Origin of the sequence: Kitasatospora sp. RG8 (assembly GCF_017813315.1) — a bacterium.
Lineage (GTDB): Bacteria > Actinomycetota > Actinomycetes > Streptomycetales > Streptomycetaceae > Kitasatospora.
Genome location: NZ_JAGIYX010000001.1, coordinates 202964 through 219972, shown reverse-complemented (window position 1 = coordinate 219972; position 17009 = coordinate 202964). Strand labels below are relative to the sequence as shown.

Genomic DNA, 17009 nt, shown 5'->3' with positions numbered 1-17009 from the left:
CAGCCAGTCAACGAGGTTGGCACAGGGGGACGATTCGACTCACTGGGCGCACTCTGTGGCAGTGCCTGCGGTGCGTAGGTGGTGCGCACCGCTGCAGAACCCCGGCGTGGGAGAGGCAGCGGGATGGTGCGTTCGCGTTGCTTCAGGTGGTGCATCGGTGGTGCTCTTCACTGCTCTGGTGGTGCTGCCCCGGGGCGGCGGGGCTGTGCTCGATGTTCTCCTCGCCTGCGCTCGGAGAACTGTGCTCGATGTTCTCCTCGCCTGCGCTCGGAGAACTGTGCTCGATGTTCTCCTCGCCTGCGCTCGGAGAAGGCGGTCGCCGCCCCGGGGAGGTGTGCGGGGACCCGTGGCTACAGGGGGCCGGGCGTCTCGGTGGTCAGGTGCTCGGGCCGGACGGGGATCCGGTTGAGTGCCAGGCCGGTGGCGTTGCGGATGGCGGCCACGATCGACGGCGTCGCCGAGACGGTCGGGGCCTCACCGACCCCGCGCAGCCCGTACGGGGCGTGGGGGTCGGGCAGTTCGAGGATCTCCACCGGGATCGGCGGGGTGTCCAGGATGGTGGGGATCAGGTAGTCGGTGAAGGACGCGTTGCGGACCTTCCCGTCCTTGACCACGATCTCCTCCATCACGGCCAGGCCGAGGGCCTGGGTGCAGCCGCCCTGGATCTGGCCGACCACGGAGAGCGGGTTGAGCGCCTTGCCGACGTCCTGGACGGCGGTCAGCTCGACCACCTTCACGAGGCCCAGCTCGACGTCCACGTCGACGACCGCGCGGTTGGCGCAGAAGGTGTACTGGACGTGGCCGAAGCCCTGCCCGGTCTCCTTGTCGAACGGGACGGTCGGGCGGTGGTGGTGCTCGCGGGTGAGGTCGATCGCCTCGTCGCCGAGCAGGTCCACCATGGAGACCAGCGCGCCGGCCGACTCGGAGACGACCTTGCCGCCGGCCAGCGACAGGTCGTTCCGGGTCCAGCCGTAACGACGGCGGCCCTTCTCGATCAGCGCCTGCTTCACCGCCTCGGCGGCCAGCTTCACGGCGCCGCCGGTCATGTAGGTCTGGCGCGACGCGGAGGTCGAGCCGGCGGAGCCGACCTCGGTGTTGGCCGGGTGGATGGTGACCTGCTCGACGCCCAGCTCGGTGCGGGCGATCTGGGCGTGCACGGTGACGCCGCCCTGGCCGACCTCGGCCATCGCGGTGTGCACCATGGCGACCGGCTCGCCGCCGATGACCTCCAGGCGGACCCGGGCGGTGGAGTAGTCGTCGAAGCCCTCGGAGAAGCCGACGTTCTTGATGCCGACCGAGTAGCCGACACCGCGCACGATGCCCTCGCCGTGCGAGGTGTTGGACAGCGCGCCGGGGACCTGCCGGACGTCCAGGTGCTCGGTGTCCAGCGGCGGCGGGAGCGGCATGTCCTTGACCCGCTGGAGCAGCTCGGCGACCGGGGCGGGCGAGTCGATCTGCTGGCCGGTGGGCATGTGGTCGCCCTCCGCCATGGCGTTCAGCTGCCGCAGCTCGACCGGGTCCATGCCCAGTTCGGCGGCCAGCCGGTCCATCTGCGTCTCGTAGCCGAACGCGGCCTGGACGGCGCCGAAGCCGCGCATCGCGCCGCAGGACGGGTTGTTGCTGTAGAGCGCGATGGCGTGCATCTTGACGTTCGGGATCACGTACGGGCCGTGTCCGAGCGAGGCCGCGTTGCCGACCACGGCGGGCGAGGCCGAGGCGTACGCGCCGCCGTCCAGCACGATCCGGGCGTCGGCGAAGACCAGCTTGCCGTCGCGGGTGGCGCCGTGCTCGTACTGCATCCTGGCCGGGTGGCGGTGCACGTGGCCGTAGAAGGACTCGTCACGGGCGTAGACGATCTTGACCGGCTTGCCGGTGTGCTGGGCGAGCAGGCAGGCGTGGATCTGCATCGAGATGTCCTCGCGGCCGCCGAAGGCGCCGCCGACACCGGCCAGCGTGAGGCGGACCTTCTCCTCCGGCAGGGCCAGCACGGGCGCCATCTGCTGGCGGTCCACGTGCAGCCACTGGGTGGCGACGTAGAGGTCGATGCCGCCGTCCTCGGCCGGCACGGCCAGGCCGGACTCCGGGCCGAGGAAGGCCTGGTCCTGCATGCCGACCTCGTAGGTGCCCTTGACGATGACGTCCGCCATCGCCCGCACCTCGTCGGTCACGCCGAGGCCGGAGACCAGCTTCTGCTCGTGGCAGATGTTGCCGTACCCGTGCGACTTGAACTCGTGCGGCTCGTGCACGTAGCCGTGGGTCTCGGGGTCGAGGCACTGCTCCTCGGTGACGATCGGGGTGAGCACCTCGTACTCGACCTTGATCTTCTTCACCGCGCGGCGGGCCGTCTCCGGGTGGTCGGCCGCGACCAGCGCGATCGCCTCACCGTGGTAGCGGACCTTGTCGATCGCCAGGGCCGGCTGGTCCTGGATCTCCAGGCCGTAGAACTTCGAGCCCGGGATGTCGTCGTGGGTGAGGACGGCGTACACGCCCGGCACCTTGAGCGCCTCGGAGACGTCCACCGAGAGGATGTTGGCGCGGGGGTGCGGCGAGCGCAGCGCCATACCCCAGAGCATGTCCTCGTGCCACATGTCGGACGAGTACGCGAACTCGCCCTTGACCTTCAGGTTGCCGTCCGGGCGCAGCGGCGAGCCGCCGATGCCGTCCTTGGACGCCTGGTTGATGTTCTGCAGGTTCTTCTGACCCTGGATCGTGCGAGTGCTCATTCCGAAGCCGCCTTACCAGCGCACTTGCGGGCGGAAGCCAGCCGCACCGCGTCCATGATCTTCTCGTAGCCCGTGCAGCGGCAGAGGTTGCCCGACAGCGCCTCGCGGATGTCGTTGTCGCTCGGCTGGGCGTCGTTCTCCAGCAGCGCGTCCGTCTGCACCAGCAGACCGGGGGTGCAGAAGCCGCACTGGACGGCGCCGGCGTCGATGAACGCCTGCTGGACGAGGCCCAGCTCACCGTTCTCGTCGGCCAGGCCCTCGACCGTGCGGACCTCGCGGTCCTGCACCTGGCCGGCGGCGACCAGGCAGGAACAGACCGGCGTCCCGTCCAGGTAGACCGTGCAGGAGCCGCACTCGCCCTGCTCGCAGGCGTTCTTCGAGCCCGGGAGGCCGACCCGCTCGCGCAGCACGTACAGCAGGCTCTCGCCCTCCCACACGTCGTCGGCCTCGACCGGCTTGCCGTTGGCGGTGAAAGTGACCCTCATGCCGCGCTCCTGATCTGCTTGCTGTAGTCGTTCCAACACCAGGTGAGGGTGCGGCGGGCCATCACGGCCAGCGAGTGCCGCCGGTAGTCGGCGGTGCCGCGGACGTCGTCGATGGGCGAGGCCGCGGCCTTGACCAGCTCGCCGAACCGCTGGATCACCTCGGCGCCCAGCAGGTCGCCCGACTCCCAGAGGCCGCGCTCGGCGAGCACGCCCTGCAGGTACTCCTCGGCCTCCACGGCGCGGCGCGGCGTGGGGGCAGCCGAACCGATACCGGTGCCGACGGTGCCGTTCTTCGGGTGGAGGGCGAAACCGAAGGCGCAGACCGCGATCACCATGGCGTTGCGGGTGCCGATCTTCGAGAACTGCTGCGGGCCGTCCGCGACGGGGATGTGCACGGCCCGGATCAGCTCGTCGGCCTCCAGGCTGTTGCGCTTCACGCCGACGTAGAACTCGTCGATCGGGATCATCCGGGTGCCGCGCACCGAGGCCGCCTCGACGAAGACGTCCCGGCCCGCCGCCAGCAGCGCGGGGTGCGCGTCGCCGGCCGGGGAGGCACCGCCGAGGTTCCCGCCGACGCCGCCGCGGTTGCGGATCTGCGGCGAGCCGACGGTGTGGGCCGCCAGGGCCAGGCCGGGCAGCGGTCCGGACAGCTCGTTGATGATCCGGGTGTAGGGGACCGAGGCGCCGAGCTTGACGACGTCGCCGTCGTTCGACCATTCGGTGAGCTCGGTGATGCGGTTCAGGTCGAGAATCGCGGATGGCCGGTGCACGTCGAAGTTCATCTCGACCATGACGTCCGTGCCGCCCGAGATGGGCAGCGCGGTCGGGTACTCAGCCTTCGCCGCGAGTGCCTCGTCCCAGGTAGCGGGCCGAAGGAACTCCATGCGGGTGTCTCCTCAAGTCGTTGCCGGCCGGACTGGTGGGCACAGTGCCCGGAACTCGGTGTTCGGACCGTGCGAACCGCTTCGTTACCTCGGCGTCCGATCCTGGTCACCGGGATGTGTCCGGCGGCGTGTGGCCAGTGAACCGCTGTGACGGGGCCCACTGGCAGTCACCGATGGCATGAAGCCCCGGCTGTGGTCCCGCCCGGCATCCTGTACGTTCCTCTAAGGCGGACAATCTCGCAGCCCAGCCGTTTACCGGGCGCTACCTACGACCGTAATCCGGCCGTGATTCCCAAGCTATGGCCCCGTGATCCGGGCGCCGGTCGGTACGTAACACCGAGCACAGATGTTCGGGCACACTGTCTCCCCGGACCGAGCGCTCGGGCCCCCTTTCACCCTCCCCCCAGCCCGTTAGGAGTCCCGGATGCGTGTCCGTGACCTGCTCGCCCCCGGAGCCCCGCGACTGCGCCTGCTCGCGGCGGAGGAAGAGCTTGACCGCCAGGTCAGCGGCGTCATGACCACGGACCTGCACGACCCGGGCCGCTACCTGCACGGCGGCGAGCTGGTGCTCACCGGCATGCTCTGGCGCACCGGGCCCGCCGACTCCGAGCGGTTCGTGCGGACCATCGTGGCCGGCGGCGCCGTCGCCCTCGCGGCCGGCGAGGCCGAGGTCGGCCCCGTCCCCGAGGACCTCGTCGACGCCTGTCGCCGCCACCGCATGCCCCTGTTGGCGGTACCCGACGACATCGCTTTCGGCACCGTCACCGAGTTCATCGGCCGGCAGGTCTCCGCCGACCGCGCGGCCGACCTCGCCGCCCTGGTCGACCGCCACCGCCTGCTGGTCTCCGCGGCCGGCGGCGGTGGCCTGGACGCCGTCCTCGACCTGCTCGGCGGCGACCTCGACCTCGACTGCTGGGTGCTCACCCCCACCGGCGCGGTGATCGCGGGCCCGGCCGACCGGCTCTCCGCCGAGGACCGGGACCAGCTGGTCCGCGCCCACCTGGGCGCCCAGCGCCAGCGCCGCCGCCCCCCGCACCGGGCCCGGCTGGTCACCGGCTCCTACTCGCTGCTGCCCGCCCCCGCCACCCCCGACGCCGAGTCGCCGCTCGCCGACTGGGTGCTCGCGGTGGCCGGCGACGTCACCGAGTGGACCGGCAAGCGCCAGCAGCTCGCCGAGAACCTGGCCCGGCTGGTCGCCGCCGAGCGGCAGCGCCGCGACGAGGGCCGCCGGCTGCGCCGCCGCCTCGCCGACGAGGTGCTCACCCTGCTGCAGCGCGACGCCGACCCGGCCGAGATCAGCCGCACCCTCTACGCCTCCTCGGCGATGGCCGCCCGCTACGAGAGCCACGAGCCCAAGCCCCAGGCGCAGGACGGTTCCTGGCTGGTGCTCAGCGCCGAGGGCACGGGCCTGCCGGAGGGGACGGTGCGCTCGGTCCTGGAGGAGGCCCTGGGCGGGACGACCGACCGCGCGCTGATCGCCGGGGCCGGCACCGGCGCCGTCGTGGTGCTGCCCGCGCTGGACAGCGCGGTGCCCGCCGACACCCTGCGCGAACTGCTCGCCCCGCTGGAGGCCGGCCTCGGTTCGGAGGGCCGGATCACCCTCGGCGTCTCCGCCCCCGCCTCCGAGGCGGGCGGTCTGCGCGGCGCCCTGGAGGAGGCCCGGCACGCCCGCCGGATCGCCGCGGCCCGGGTCGGCCGGGTCTGCGTGGCCGGCCCGGAGGAGCTGGCCTCGCACGTGCTGCTGCTGGCGGCCGTCCCGGACGAGGTCCGCCGGGCGTTCCGCAGCCGGCTGCTGGACAAGGTGATCGCCTACGACATCGAGCACCAGGCGGACCTCGTCCGCACCCTGGAGGCGTTTCTGCGCTCGGACGGTTCGTGGACCAGGTGCGCGGGCCAGCTGCACGTCCACGTCAACACGCTGCGCTACCGGATCGGCCGGATCGAGGAGCTGACCGGCCGGGACCTCTCCCGGCTGGAGGACCGGGTGGACTTCTACCTGGCCCTCGAACTGGCCTGACCGCCCGGCGGGCTGACGCCACGGCGGGCTGACCACCCGGAGCCTGACCGTCCGGAGCCTGACCGTCCGGCAGGCCGGCCGGACGACGAAGGGCCCGCCGCGAGCGGATCGCGGCGGGCCCTTCGTCTCAACCGGTCAGGGCTGGGCGGGGATCACACTGGTGATCCACTCGAACACGCCCGGCACCATGTTCTTCCAGACGTCGCTGGAGTGCGGCCCGGTGGTCTCCTGGACCTGCACGGTGGTCGGCGCCTTCGCGGCCGCGGCGATCGCCTGGCCGTCCTCGTAGCCGTCACCCTTGTTGCCGGAGATGTACAGGGCGACCTTCGGCGGCTGGGCGGCGGTCTTGACGATGTTGACCGGGTTGTTCGCCTCGCGCAGCTTCGGGTCCTTGCCGACCAGCGAGTCCTTCTCGGTCGCGGGGTCGTTGTAGCCGGAGAGGCTGACGCCGGCCCGGTAGCGGTTGGGGTGGGCCAGGGACAGCTTGGTGGCGCAGTGGGCCCCGGCCGAGTACCCGGCGACCGCCCAGCGGTCGGGGGAGGCGTCGGCGCGGAAGTTGTCCAGCACCATCTGCGGGACGTCCCGGGTCAGCCAGGTGTCCGCGTTGACCTTGCCGGGCACGTCGGTGCAGCCGGCGTCGGTGCTGTTGCCCAGCAGCAGGGTGCGCGGGGAGACCAGGATGAACGGGGCGACCTTGCCCTGCTGCATCAGCGGCTTGAGCTGCTCGGAGACCTTCAGCGTGCCGTACCAGGTGGAGGAGGAGCCCGGGAAGCCCGGGATCAGCTCGACGACCGGGAACTTCTTGTCCTTGAACGCCGGGTCGTGGTACTGCGGCGGCAGCCAGACCAGGACCTCGCCGTCCACGCCGGACAGCTGGCCCTTCAGGTCGGTCTTCTGGACGTCGTTCGGCACCTTCGGGTCGTCCACGCCGCGGAACTGCTGCGCCACCTTGGGCGGCTGCTTGGCGTCCCCGCTGCCCCCCTGGCCGCCGGACGCTGCGGCCGTGCCACCGGCACCCGGGTCGGCCGGCGGCACCGAGGGCACCGCCCGCACGTGCTTGCCGGTGCCGAGGAGGTCGTCCCAGCTGCCGTAGATCAGGTTGGCGTTGTTGACCATGATGAAGACCATCAGCACGGCCGTGACCTGACAGAAGACGATCATCGCGAGCCTGGACAGGATCTGCACCGGCCGGGGCCCGCGCACCTTGCCCCAGAGCAGCAGGGCCACTGCGATGGAGATCGGCACGAGAATGACCGTGCAGAGGAAGAATGGCGTGCCTGTCAGTTGCATCAAGTTCTCGTATCCGGGTTCAAAGCCGTCCGGGGCCCCACTCGCCCGGAACTCGCTCCAATGACATCGGACGGCCAGGAACGGGGATCGGTTGCCGTCCTAATCTGTGTGGAACCTGAGAGGAACATCACGTTTCCGTGATGATCCCTTTTCGGGTCCGTCCTAGTCTGCCACCCTGACGGCCCGTGCCCTGACGATGCGCCCAGCCGACTCCCAGGATTTCCCCCCGGCAGGGCACGATACCGCCCGGGCGGAGCGCGGTGGCAGGCGAGGCGGTGCACGGGCCGCTACGGCGTGCAGCGAGACTATGGTCATGAGCATTACGCGCTTCCGACCTTCCCACCGGATCCGGCCCGTCTGCGCCGCCCTGGTCCTGCTGGCCGCCGTCGCCGGCTGCAGCAGTACCGGAGGCCTGCGCGCCGAGCAGGCCAGAGCCAAGGCCTCGGCCGCCGCCGGCAGCGCCGTCACGACCCCGCGCTGGAAGATCGCCATGGTGACCCACGCGGGCGCCGGCGACGCCTTCTGGGACACCGTGCGCAAGGGCGCCGAGCAGGCGGCCGCCAAGGACAACATCACCTTCCTGTACTCCAACGACGCGCAGACCCAGAACCAGGTCCAGCTCGTCCAGGCCGCCATCGACCAGAAGGTCGACGGCCTGCTGGTCACCCTCGCCAAGGGCGACGCGCTCGGCGACGTCCTCGGCAAGGCCAAGGCCGCCGGCATCCCGGTGATCACCATCAACTCGGGCCAGGAGTTCTCCGCCAAGTTCGGCGCCCTCACCCACATCGGCCAGGACGAGTCCACCGCCGGCCAGGCCGCCGGCGCCGAGCTGGCGACGCGCGGGCGCAAGAACGTGCTCTGCGTGATCCACGAGCAGGGCAACGTCGGCCAGGAACAGCGCTGCTCCGGTGCCCAGGCCAAGGCCGGCGGCGCCTTCCAGGTGCTCTACGTGGACGGCGTGAACATGCCCGACGCGCGGGCCGCCCTCGCCGCCAAGCTCCAGGCCGACCCGGCCATCGACACGGTGCTCACGCTCTCCGGCCCGATGGCCGCCACCGGCCTCCAGGCGATCCAGGACGCCCGCCGCACCGTCGAGCTGGACACCTTCGACCTCGGGACGCAGGTGGTCTCCGGGCTCAAGGCCGGCAGCGTCGGCTTCGCCGTCGACCAGCAGCCCTACCTCCAGGGCTACGAGGGCGTCGACCTGCTCTGGCTCTACCGCTCCAACCTCGACATGCTCGGTGGCGGCAAGCCGGTGCTGACCGGCCCGCAGATCCTCACCAAGGACAACGCCGACGCGCTCGCCGAGTACGTCGCGAGGGGGACGCGTTGAGCACCCCCGACCTGCTCGTGCAGGACCCCGCCCAGGACCGCCCGGCGGCTCTGCGGCGGCTGCTCGCCCGGCCCGAGCTGGGCGCGCTGATCGCCGCCGCCGCCGTGTTCCTGGTCTTCTCCGCCGTTGCCGAACCCTTTCTGCAGGTCTCCTCGCTGGGCACCGTGCTCTACGCGGCGTCCACCATCGGGATCATGGCGGTGCCGGTCTCCCTGCTGATGATCGGCGGCGAGTTCGACCTCTCGGCCGGCGTGCTCGTCACCACCGCCGCGCTGACCTCGTCCATGGTCAGCTACCAGCTCACCGCGGTGACCTGGGTCGGCGTGCTGGTCTCCTTGTTGGTCACGCTGTCCGTCGGCGGTTTCAACGGCTGGATGCTCAGCCGGACGAAGCTCCCCAGCTTCATCGTCACGCTGGGCACCTTCCTGATGCTCACCGGCGCCAACCTGGGCGTCACCAAGCTGGTCTCCGGCACCGTCTCCACCAAGCCGATCTCCGACATGGAGGGCTTCGGCTCCTGCCGCTGGCTCTTCGCCTCCGAGGTCACCGTCGGCGGGCTGACGATCAAGGCGACCGTCTGGTGGTGGCTCGGCCTGCTGGTGGTCGGCAGCTGGGTGCTGCTGCGCACCCGCTTCGGCAACTGGATCTTCGCGGTCGGCGGCGACGCGGCCGCGGCCCGCGCGGTCGGCGTGCCGGTCGCCCGGACCAAGACCGTGCTCTACCTCGGCGTCGGCTTCGGCGCCTGGGTGCTCGGCCAGCACCTGCTGTTCTCCTTCGACACCGTGCAGTCCGGCGAGGGCGTCGGCAACGAGCTGATCTACATCGTGGCGGCCGTCATCGGCGGCTGCCTGATCACCGGCGGCTACGGGTCGGTGGCCGGCTCCGCGCTCGGCGCGCTGATCTTCGGCATGGCCAGCAAGGGCATCATCTACGCCCAGTGGAACCCCGACTGGTTCAAGTTCTTCCTGGGCGCGATGCTGCTGCTCGCGGCCCTGCTGAACTCCTGGGTCAAGCGCCGCGCCGAGAGGGGACCGCGATGACCGGCCTGCCTTCCCCCGAGCCGCTCGCCACCGAGCCGCTCCCGTCCGAGCTGCTCTCCCTCAAGGGCGTCGGCAAGACGTACGGGACGGTCCGCGCACTGGAGGACGTCTCGCTCACCCTGCGGGCCGGCGAGATCAGCTGCGTGCTCGGCGACAACGGCGCCGGCAAGTCCACCCTGATCAAGATCATCGCAGGGCTGCACCGGCACGACGAGGGCGCCTACGCCATCGGCGGCGAGGAGGTCCGCCTGGACTCCCCGCGCCAGGCCCTCGACCGCGGCATCGCCACCGTCTACCAGGACCTCGCCGTGGTGCCGCTGATGCCCGTATGGCGGAACTTCTTCCTCGGTTCCGAGCAGGGGTACAAGCGGTGGGGCGGCCTGCGGCTGGACGCCGACGGGATGCGCGCCACCACCCGCGAGGCCCTCGCCAGGATGGGCATCGACCTGCACGACGTCGACCGGCCCATCGGCACCCTCTCCGGCGGCCAGCGCCAGTGCGTCGCCATCGCCCGTGCCGTGCACTTCGGCGCCAAGGTGCTGATCCTGGACGAGCCGACCGCCGCACTCGGCGTCAAGCAGTCCGGTGTGGTGCTCAAGTACGTCACCGCGGCGCGCGACGCCGGGCTCGGGGTCGTGCTGATCACCCACAACCCGCACCACGCGTACCTGGTCGGCGACCACTTCACCCTGCTCAGGCGGGGCCGGATGGCCGGCAGCCACCCCAGGGCCGAGATCGGCCTCGAAGAGCTCACCACCGAGATGGCCGGCGGCTCCGACCTCGCCGAACTCTCGCACGAACTCGCCCGCCCGCAACCCGTCGACACCCCTGAGGAGCGCCCGCAGCCGTGACCAGCCCCAACGCCGCCACCCGGCCGCCGGTCCTGCCCACCCTGCTCGGCCTCGGCCCGCGCGCCGAGCGCCGCCGCCGTGCCCTGCCCGCAGGCCTCCTGCGGCTGCCCACCATCGGCGTCGACATCGGCGGCACCAAGGTCGTCGCGGGCGTGGTGGACGGCGAGGGCAAGGTGCTGGAGAAGCTGCGCACCGACACCCCCGACAAGAGCAAGAGCGCCAAGGTCGTCGAGGACGTCATCGTCGAGCTGGTGCTCCAGCTCGCCGACCGGCACGACGTCCACGCGGTCGGCATCGGCGCGGCCGGCTGGGTCGACGCCGACCGCTCCAAGGTGCTCTTCGCCCCGCACCTCAACTGGCGCAACGAGCCGCTCCAGGAGGTGCTCAGCGAGCGGCTGCGGTTCCCGGTGATCGTCGAGAACGACGCCAACGCCGCGGCCTGGGCCGAGTGGCGCTTCGGCGCCGGGCGCGGCGAGGACCACATGGTGATGCTCACCCTCGGCACCGGCATCGGCGGGGCCGTCGTCCGCGACGGCTTCGTCGACCGCGGCAAGTACGGGCTGGCCGGCGAGTTCGGGCACATGCAGGTGGTGCCCGGCGGCCACCGCTGCCCCTGCGGCAACCGGGGCTGCTGGGAGCAGTACTCCTCCGGCAACGCCCTGGTGCGCGACGCCCGCGAACTGGTCGCCGAGGAGTCCCCGGTGGTCCAGCCGCTGCTCGCCCGGGCCGGCGGCACCGTCGAGGGCATCACCGGCCCGCTGGTCACCGAGGCCGCGCGGGCCGGCGACCCGACCGCCACCGAGCTCCTCTACGAGGTCGGCACCTGGCTCGGCGTCGGCATCGCCAACCTGGCCGCCGCCCTCGACCCCGGCCGCTTCGTCATCGGCGGCGGCGTCTCCGAGGCCGGCGACCTCCTCCTCGCCCCCGCCCGCGACACCTTCCGCCGCACCCTCACCGGCCGCGGCTTCCGCCCCGAGGCGACCATCGTGCACGCCGCCCTCGGCAACGAGGCCGGCCTGGTCGGCGCCGCCGACCTCGCCCGCCAGGTCGCCCGCCGCTTCCGCACCATCAAGCGCCGCCGGGTGGAACGCAGCGTCCCGTAGGGCTCGTCCCGGCGCGCGGGGGAGTGGGAAGTCGGCCGGTCCGACTTCCCACTCCGGGTCAGGCCGCGCGACCGGGCGGGGTCAGGCGGGCTGCCACAGCTCGACCCGGTTGCCCTCGGGATCGGTGACCCAGCCGAACCGGCCCACACCCTCCATGTCCTGGGTGTCCCCGGCCACGTCCGCTCCCTTGGCCCGCAGCTGCGCGAGCATCGCGTCCAGGTCGCGGACCCGGAAGTTGAGCATGGTCTGCTGGGTGCGGGACCCGAAGTAGTCGGTCCCGGCCTCGAACGCCGCGAACACCGTCGGCCCGGCCTCCTGACGCCACAGGCCGTGCTCGTCGGCGTCCAGGCCCAGGCAGTCGCGGTACCACGCGCTCAGGGCCGCCGGGTCGGCGGCCCGCAGGAAGTACCCACCGATTCCAAGCACACGTTCCATGGCGCCATCCTGCCAGGAGGGCGACCGGTCCGGCCGGCACCGCACCAGCGCGCCCCTCCCGTGGCACCGAGCCCGGAACGCGCTCTCCCGCCCCGCCCGTCTCCGGCGGCCGTACGTCAACTACCCGTTGGTAGTGAAGCGGCCCTGTTGTCGCGGCCATGGCTCCTGTGAAACAACGGAGTTGACGTCGACTCAGGAGGCATTTCCGGATGAGAGCCCTGGCCCGCATCGCCCCGTCGCTCCTTCTTGCCACCGCCCTGGTCTGCTCCGTCGCGGGGCCGGCCACCGCGGCGGGGCCACCAGTGCAGTCGCCGCCCAAGGTGCCGGAGGCGGTGGGGTGGGGCGGCGCGGTCGCCAGCGTGGACGCCGACGCCACCGCCGCCGGGATCGAGGTGCTGCGCAAGGGCGGGAACGCGGTGGACGCCGCGGTCGCCGTCGCGGCGGCGCTCGGGGTCACCGAGCCGTACTCGGCCGGGATCGGCGGCGGCGGGTACTTCGTCTACTACGACCACGCCACCGGGCGGGTCTCCACCATCGACGGCCGGGAGACGGCCTCCCGGACGGCCGACGAGGGGCTCTTCCTGGAGGGCGGCAAGCCGCTGCCGTTCGCCGACGCCGTCACCAGCGGGCTGTCGGTCGGCGTGCCCGGCTCCCCGGCGACCTGGGAGACGGCCGTCCGGCTCTGGGGCAGGCGCTCCTTCGCCGACGCGCTGAAGCCCGCCCAGCGGATCGCCGACCAGGGCTTCACCGTCGACCAGACCTTCCAGGACCAGACGGCGCTCAACCAGGCCAGGTTCAAGGACTTCCCCGACACGGCGAAGCTCTTCCTCCCCGGCGGCAACCTGCCCGTCGTCGGCTCCACCTTCCGCAACCCCGACCTGGCCGCCACCTACCGGCAGCTCGGGAAGGAGGGCACCAAGGCGCTCTACCAGGGCGACCTCGCCACCGACATCGTCCGGACCATCCAGCACCCGCCGGTCGACCCGGCGTCCGGGCGCAACGCCCGCCCAGGCCGGGTGGACGCCACCGACCTGGCCGGCTACCAGGCGAAGCGCCAGCAGCCCACCCACGTGGCCTACCGCGACCACGACCTCTACTCGATCGCCCCGTCCAGCTCCGGCGGCACCACCGTCGGCGAGGCGCTCGGCATCCTGGAGGACGGCGAGGTCGGCGGCTACGACGCCACGCAGTACTACCACCACTTCCTGGACGCCTCCCGGATCGCCTTCGCCGACCGCAACCGCTGGGTCGGCGACCCGGCCTTCAACGACGTGCCGGTGAAGGAGCTGCTCTCCGAGCGCTACGCCGCGTCCCGGGCCTGCCTGGTCAGCCCCGACCGCGCCCTCACCAGCCCGCTCGCCCCCGGCGACCCGCGCCACCCGGCCGCCTGCGCGAGCGCCGGCCCCGCGCCCGCCGCCGAGCCGTACGAGGGCCTCAGCACGAGCCACCTGACCGTGGCCGACCGCTGGGGCAACGTCGTCTCCTACACGCTCACGCTGGAGCAGACCGGCGGCAGCGGCATCACCGTCCCCGGCCGCGGGTTCCTGCTCAACAACGAGCTGACCGACTTCAACTTCACCCCGCTCACCCCCGGGGTGCCCGATCCCAACCTGCCCGGCCCGGGCAAGCGCCCCCGGTCCTCGCTCTCGCCGACCATCGTGCTGCGCGACGGCGAGCCCGTGCTGGCGGCGGGCTCGCCCGGCGGCGCGACCATCATCACCACCACCCTCCAGGTGCTGCTCGGCCGCCTCGACCGGGGGCTGAGCCTGGAGCAGGCGATCGCCGCGCCGCGCGCCAGCCAGCGCAACACGGCCGCCACGCAGGCCGAGCCGGCCTTCCTCGCCCTGCCCGAGCGGGCCCGGCTGGAGGCGCTCGGCCACGTGTTCGCGAGCACGCCCGAGATCGGCGCCGCGACCGGCGTCGAACGGCTGCCGGACGGCCGCTGGGTGGCGGCCGCCGAACCGGTCCGCCGCGGCGGCGGCGCGGCGGCGGTGGTGCGGCCCGCCCCCTGAGGCACCGGCCCGCGCCCGGGGCCGGGCCGGTTTGTCGGTGGGCGGCGGTAGATTCGGGGTGGGCGTCCTGCGGGCGCCCACCCGTCGTCCGCACGACCCGACGAACCACCGTCCGAACCACCGGGAAGGCCGCCCGCCGTGACCGTCCGCATCGCCACCTGGAACATCAACTCCGTCACCGCGCGGCTGCCCAAGCTCCTCGAATGGCTGGAGAGCGCCAAGCCGGACGTGCTCTGCCTCCAGGAGCTCAAGTGCGCCGCCGACGCCTTCCCGTACGAGGCCGTGCGCGAGCTGGGCTACGAGACGGCCGCGCACGGCACCGGCCGGTGGAACGGCGTCGCCGTCGTCTCCCGGATCGGCCTGGACGACGTCGTGCGCGACCTCCCCGGCCAGCCCGGCTACCTCGCCGACGACGCCCTGCTGTCCGACGTCGAGCCGCGCGCCATCGCCGCCACCTGCGGCCCGGTCCGGGTCTGGTCGGTCTACGTGCCCAACGGCCGCGAGGTCGGCCACGCCCACTACCGCTACAAGCTGGAGTGGCTGGAGGCCCTGCGCCAGGCCGCGCTGGAGGACGCCGCCGGCCCGCGCCCGTTCGCCGTCCTCGGGGACTTCAACATCGCCCCGGCCGACGAGGACGTCTTCGACGTCGCCGCCTTCGAGGGCCTCACCCACGTCACCCCCGCCGAGCGCGCCGCCCTCGCCGCCCTCGCCGAGGCCGGCCTCCAGGACGTCGTCCCCCGCCCGCTCAAGTACGACCGCCCCTACACCTACTGGGACTACCGCCAGCTGGCCTTCCCGAAGAACCGGGGCATGCGGATCGACCTCACCTACGGCAACAAGGCCTTCGCCGACGCCGTGACCGACAGCTACGTCGACCGCGAGGCCCGCAAGGGCAAGGGCACCTCCGACCACGCCCCGGTCGTCGTCGACCTGGACCTCTGATCCACTCCCGGTAGCGGGTCCTCCCTCGAACGGTCCAGAGCGGTGGCCGGGCGGGGGAGGGGTGCCTACCGTCGGTGAGTGACTGGGTGTGGTTGTTCGATCACGAGGACATCGGAGTCCCCGGCTGCGCCCGAGAATCCCGGAGGTTCCGGCATGCGCCCCACGCGTACGGCCGCCGCCGCCCTGATCGGCGCGACGGTGCTGACCGGCCTGACGGCCCCCATCGCGCTGGCCAAGGACGGCGCCGCCACGGTCAGCCCTTCCCAGGCCGCACCGGGCCAGACCGTGACGGTCACGGTCTCCTGTGAGAAGTCCGACAAGCCCGACGGCAAGACCATCACCGCCAACTCCCAGGCGTTCGAGGGCGGCCCGGCCACCCTCACGCTCGGCTCCGACGGCAAGCACACCGGCTCGGCCCGGCTGGCGGGCAAGTACAGCGGCGACAACAAGGTCGACGGCACCTGCCCCGACGGCGCCGCCTTCTCCACCAGCGTCACGGTGACCACCGTGTCCGCGTCGACGACCACGTCGTCGCCGGCCGGGAGCCTCGGCGAGTGGGGACAGGCCGCCGGGGAGTGGGCGGGATCGCTCGGGCAGTCCGGCGCGGGGAGCCAGCAGATCGCCCCGCACGGCGCGGTGAAGACCGGCCTCGGCGGCTCGGTCGCCTCCAACCCGGCGGAGCTGGCCGGCGGTGCGGCGCTGGTCGTCGGCGGCATCGGCGGCTTCTGGCTGCTGCGGCGGCGGACCGGTGCCGGCTCCGCCTGAAGGACCGCCGCCGGCGAGGACGAGCGCGCCGGTGGTCCTGCGGTCGGCCGTGTGGTGCCGCCGGGCCGATGGCCCGGCGGCACCGTCCTGTTCCGGGCCGGTCCTCAGACGGTGACGGCGCGGGCCCCCGGCCACTGCGGGGCGTCGGCGGACCCTCCCGGTCCGGAGGACTCCGCGGACCCGGCGGCCTCCGCGGCGCGCAGGGCGCCGTTGGCGAGCAGGTACTGGGCCAGGATGTACGTGGCCATGATCCAGAACTGATGCCCCGGCAGCTCCCGCCACTTCGCCAGCTTGGTGGCGATCAGCGTGTCGGAGAGCAGGAAGAGCGCCCCGCCCAGGCCCGTCCGCCACCCGAGCCCCGCCGAGGTGACCGCCGTCGAGGCGAGCAGCAGGCTGTACCCGGCCACCGGGGCCTGGAGGTCGCCGAGATCCGGCCAGAGCCGGCCCACCATCACCGCCCAGGCCGTCGCGTACGCGGCGGCGACGACCAGCGCCCGCCGCCTGTCGCTCAGCGCCCCCTGCCGGACGAACATCGTCACGTAGCAGACGTGCGCCGCCGCGAAGGAACCCATGCCGGCCAGGAACGCGGTGTCGTCGCCGAGCTGGAGCAGCACGTCGCCGCCCCCGCTGAGCAGCAGCGCGGGCGCCAGCAGCTTCGGAGCCTCCCGGCCCGCCGTGGTGGCGGCCGTGACGCTGTGCGCGGCCAGCAGCGGCATCAGCGCCGGCTTGGTGGCGTGCCGCAGCGCGGGCGTGTCGGTGAGGAGCGCGCCCAGGTGGGCGGCCGAGGTGGCGGCGAAGCCGGTGAGCAGCCCGGTGGCGCTGCGCAGGCGCCCGCCGAGAACGGCGCGGGTGGTGGTGCGGATGCTCATGCGGCGGTGTCCTCCGGGAGTTCGGGCGGGGCGGGCGGTGCTGCGGACGTGGTGCGGCGGGCCGGCCTGTTCGTTCGCACCCTAGGCGACCGGGCCCGAGTCGGGGAAGGGGCTTGTTACCGGCGCGTAGCGGCCGTCGGGCCCGCGGGGTGACGCGGCGGCGGGCGGGGCACCGTGGTGACCGGCGGGGCGGCGTGGCGACGGGCGGGGCGGCGTCGCACCGGGGCGCGGCCGGCCAATTCGGTACCGGGTCCCCTTGC

General features: G+C 72.8%; 14 protein-coding genes. 8 read left to right on the top strand and 6 right to left on the bottom strand.

Going from position 1 to position 17009, the window contains the following annotated elements; all coding sequences use genetic code 11:
- Window positions 1-350 precede the first annotated feature (350 nt).
- Genes pucD through J5Y04_RS00940 form a run of 3 tightly spaced genes read right to left on the bottom strand, consistent with a single transcriptional unit; the run spans window position 351 to window position 4092 of the window.
- A complete protein-coding gene (gene pucD, locus J5Y04_RS00950; protein WP_209408924.1) occupies window positions 351-2723 on the bottom strand; it encodes a xanthine dehydrogenase subunit D in 2373 nt (790 codons plus the stop codon).
- Window positions 2720-3208, bottom strand: a complete 489-nt coding sequence (locus J5Y04_RS00945; RefSeq protein WP_209408921.1) for a (2Fe-2S)-binding protein — start codon at window positions 3206-3208, stop codon at window positions 2720-2722. Before J5Y04_RS00945 ends, pucD begins: the two co-directional genes overlap by 4 nt.
- Entirely contained in the window at window positions 3205-4092 is an 888-nt protein-coding gene (locus J5Y04_RS00940; RefSeq protein ID WP_209408918.1) for a xanthine dehydrogenase family protein subunit M, read from the bottom strand. The genes J5Y04_RS00945 and J5Y04_RS00940 overlap by 4 nt, the downstream gene beginning before the upstream one ends.
- Before the next feature lie 424 nt (window positions 4093-4516).
- Here J5Y04_RS00940 and J5Y04_RS00935 point away from each other — a divergent pair, with 424 nt between their 5' ends.
- Window positions 4517-6109, top strand: coding sequence for a PucR family transcriptional regulator (locus tag J5Y04_RS00935; protein WP_209408915.1), 1593 nt, complete (start codon window positions 4517-4519; stop codon window positions 6107-6109).
- Between the two features lie 135 nt (window positions 6110-6244).
- Here J5Y04_RS00935 and J5Y04_RS00930 read toward each other — a convergent pair whose 3' ends face one another.
- Entirely contained in the window at window positions 6245-7354 is a 1110-nt protein-coding gene (locus J5Y04_RS00930) for an alpha/beta hydrolase-fold protein (protein WP_307852863.1), read from the bottom strand.
- A 358-nt stretch (window positions 7355-7712) separates the two neighbouring features.
- On the opposite strand from J5Y04_RS00930, the gene J5Y04_RS00925 reads away from it, so the two are divergent.
- Genes J5Y04_RS00925 through J5Y04_RS00910 form a run of 4 tightly spaced genes read left to right on the top strand, consistent with a single transcriptional unit; the run spans window position 7713 to window position 11726 of the window.
- Entirely contained in the window at window positions 7713-8732 is a 1020-nt protein-coding gene (locus J5Y04_RS00925; RefSeq protein WP_209408909.1) for a sugar ABC transporter substrate-binding protein, read from the top strand.
- Window positions 8729-9772, top strand: a complete 1044-nt coding sequence (locus tag J5Y04_RS00920; protein ID WP_209408907.1) for an ABC transporter permease — start codon at window positions 8729-8731, stop codon at window positions 9770-9772. Before J5Y04_RS00925 ends, J5Y04_RS00920 begins: the two co-directional genes overlap by 4 nt.
- A complete protein-coding gene (locus J5Y04_RS00915) occupies window positions 9769-10623 on the top strand; it encodes an ATP-binding cassette domain-containing protein (protein ID WP_209408904.1) in 855 nt (284 codons plus the stop codon). The genes J5Y04_RS00920 and J5Y04_RS00915 overlap by 4 nt, the downstream gene beginning before the upstream one ends.
- On the top strand, window positions 10620-11726 hold the full coding sequence (locus J5Y04_RS00910) for an ROK family glucokinase (RefSeq protein WP_209408902.1): 1107 nt from the start codon (window positions 10620-10622) through the stop codon (window positions 11724-11726). The genes J5Y04_RS00915 and J5Y04_RS00910 overlap by 4 nt, the downstream gene beginning before the upstream one ends.
- An 81-nt stretch (window positions 11727-11807) precedes the next feature.
- Here J5Y04_RS00910 and J5Y04_RS00905 read toward each other — a convergent pair whose 3' ends face one another.
- Window positions 11808-12161 carry a VOC family protein gene (locus J5Y04_RS00905; RefSeq protein WP_209408900.1) on the bottom strand — a complete coding sequence of 118 codons (354 nt, stop codon included), beginning with the start codon at window positions 12159-12161 and terminating at the stop codon, window positions 11808-11810.
- Between the two features lie 209 nt (window positions 12162-12370).
- Between J5Y04_RS00905 and ggt the strand changes: the two genes are divergently transcribed.
- The 3 genes from ggt (at window position 12371) to J5Y04_RS00890 (ending at window position 15880) form a co-directional block, all read left to right on the top strand.
- A complete protein-coding gene (ggt, locus tag J5Y04_RS00900) occupies window positions 12371-14173 on the top strand; it encodes a gamma-glutamyltransferase (protein ID WP_209408898.1) in 1803 nt (600 codons plus the stop codon).
- Between the two features lie 138 nt (window positions 14174-14311).
- Window positions 14312-15115: an exodeoxyribonuclease III gene (locus J5Y04_RS00895; RefSeq protein WP_209408896.1), complete on the top strand. Its 804-nt coding sequence runs from the start codon at window positions 14312-14314 to the stop codon at window positions 15113-15115.
- Between the two features lie 153 nt (window positions 15116-15268).
- Window positions 15269-15880, top strand: coding sequence for a hypothetical protein (locus J5Y04_RS00890; protein ID WP_209408894.1), 612 nt, complete (start codon window positions 15269-15271; stop codon window positions 15878-15880).
- A gap of 104 nt (window positions 15881-15984) precedes the next feature.
- Here the strand turns inward: J5Y04_RS00890 and J5Y04_RS00885 are convergent, their stop codons facing one another.
- Window positions 15985-16749: a lysoplasmalogenase gene (locus J5Y04_RS00885; protein ID WP_209408892.1), complete on the bottom strand. Its 765-nt coding sequence runs from the start codon at window positions 16747-16749 to the stop codon at window positions 15985-15987.
- Window positions 16750-17009: the final 260 nt, after the last annotated feature.

Bases quoted from the DNA above. Each gene is read 5' to 3' on its own strand.
- J5Y04_RS00935 (WP_209408915.1), top strand. From the start codon at position 4,517: ATGCGTGTCCGTGACCTGCTCGCCCCCGGAGCCCCGCGACTGCGCCTG.
- J5Y04_RS00925 (WP_209408909.1), top strand. From the start codon at position 7,713: ATGAGCATTACGCGCTTCCGACCTTCCCACCGGATCCGGCCCGTCTGC.
- J5Y04_RS00940 (WP_209408918.1), bottom strand. From the start codon at position 4,092: ATGGAGTTCCTTCGGCCCGCTACCTGGGACGAGGCACTCGCGGCGAAG.
- J5Y04_RS00890 (WP_209408894.1), top strand. From the start codon at position 15,269: ATGCGCCCCACGCGTACGGCCGCCGCCGCCCTGATCGGCGCGACGGTG.
- pucD (WP_209408924.1), bottom strand. From the start codon at position 2,723: ATGAGCACTCGCACGATCCAGGGTCAGAAGAACCTGCAGAACATCAAC.
- ggt (WP_209408898.1), top strand. From the start codon at position 12,371: ATGAGAGCCCTGGCCCGCATCGCCCCGTCGCTCCTTCTTGCCACCGCC.
- J5Y04_RS00905 (WP_209408900.1), bottom strand. From the start codon at position 12,161: ATGGAACGTGTGCTTGGAATCGGTGGGTACTTCCTGCGGGCCGCCGAC.
- J5Y04_RS00915 (WP_209408904.1), top strand. From the start codon at position 9,769: ATGACCGGCCTGCCTTCCCCCGAGCCGCTCGCCACCGAGCCGCTCCCG.
- J5Y04_RS00885 (WP_209408892.1), bottom strand. From the start codon at position 16,749: ATGAGCATCCGCACCACCACCCGCGCCGTTCTCGGCGGGCGCCTGCGC.
- J5Y04_RS00945 (WP_209408921.1), bottom strand. From the start codon at position 3,208: ATGAGGGTCACTTTCACCGCCAACGGCAAGCCGGTCGAGGCCGACGAC.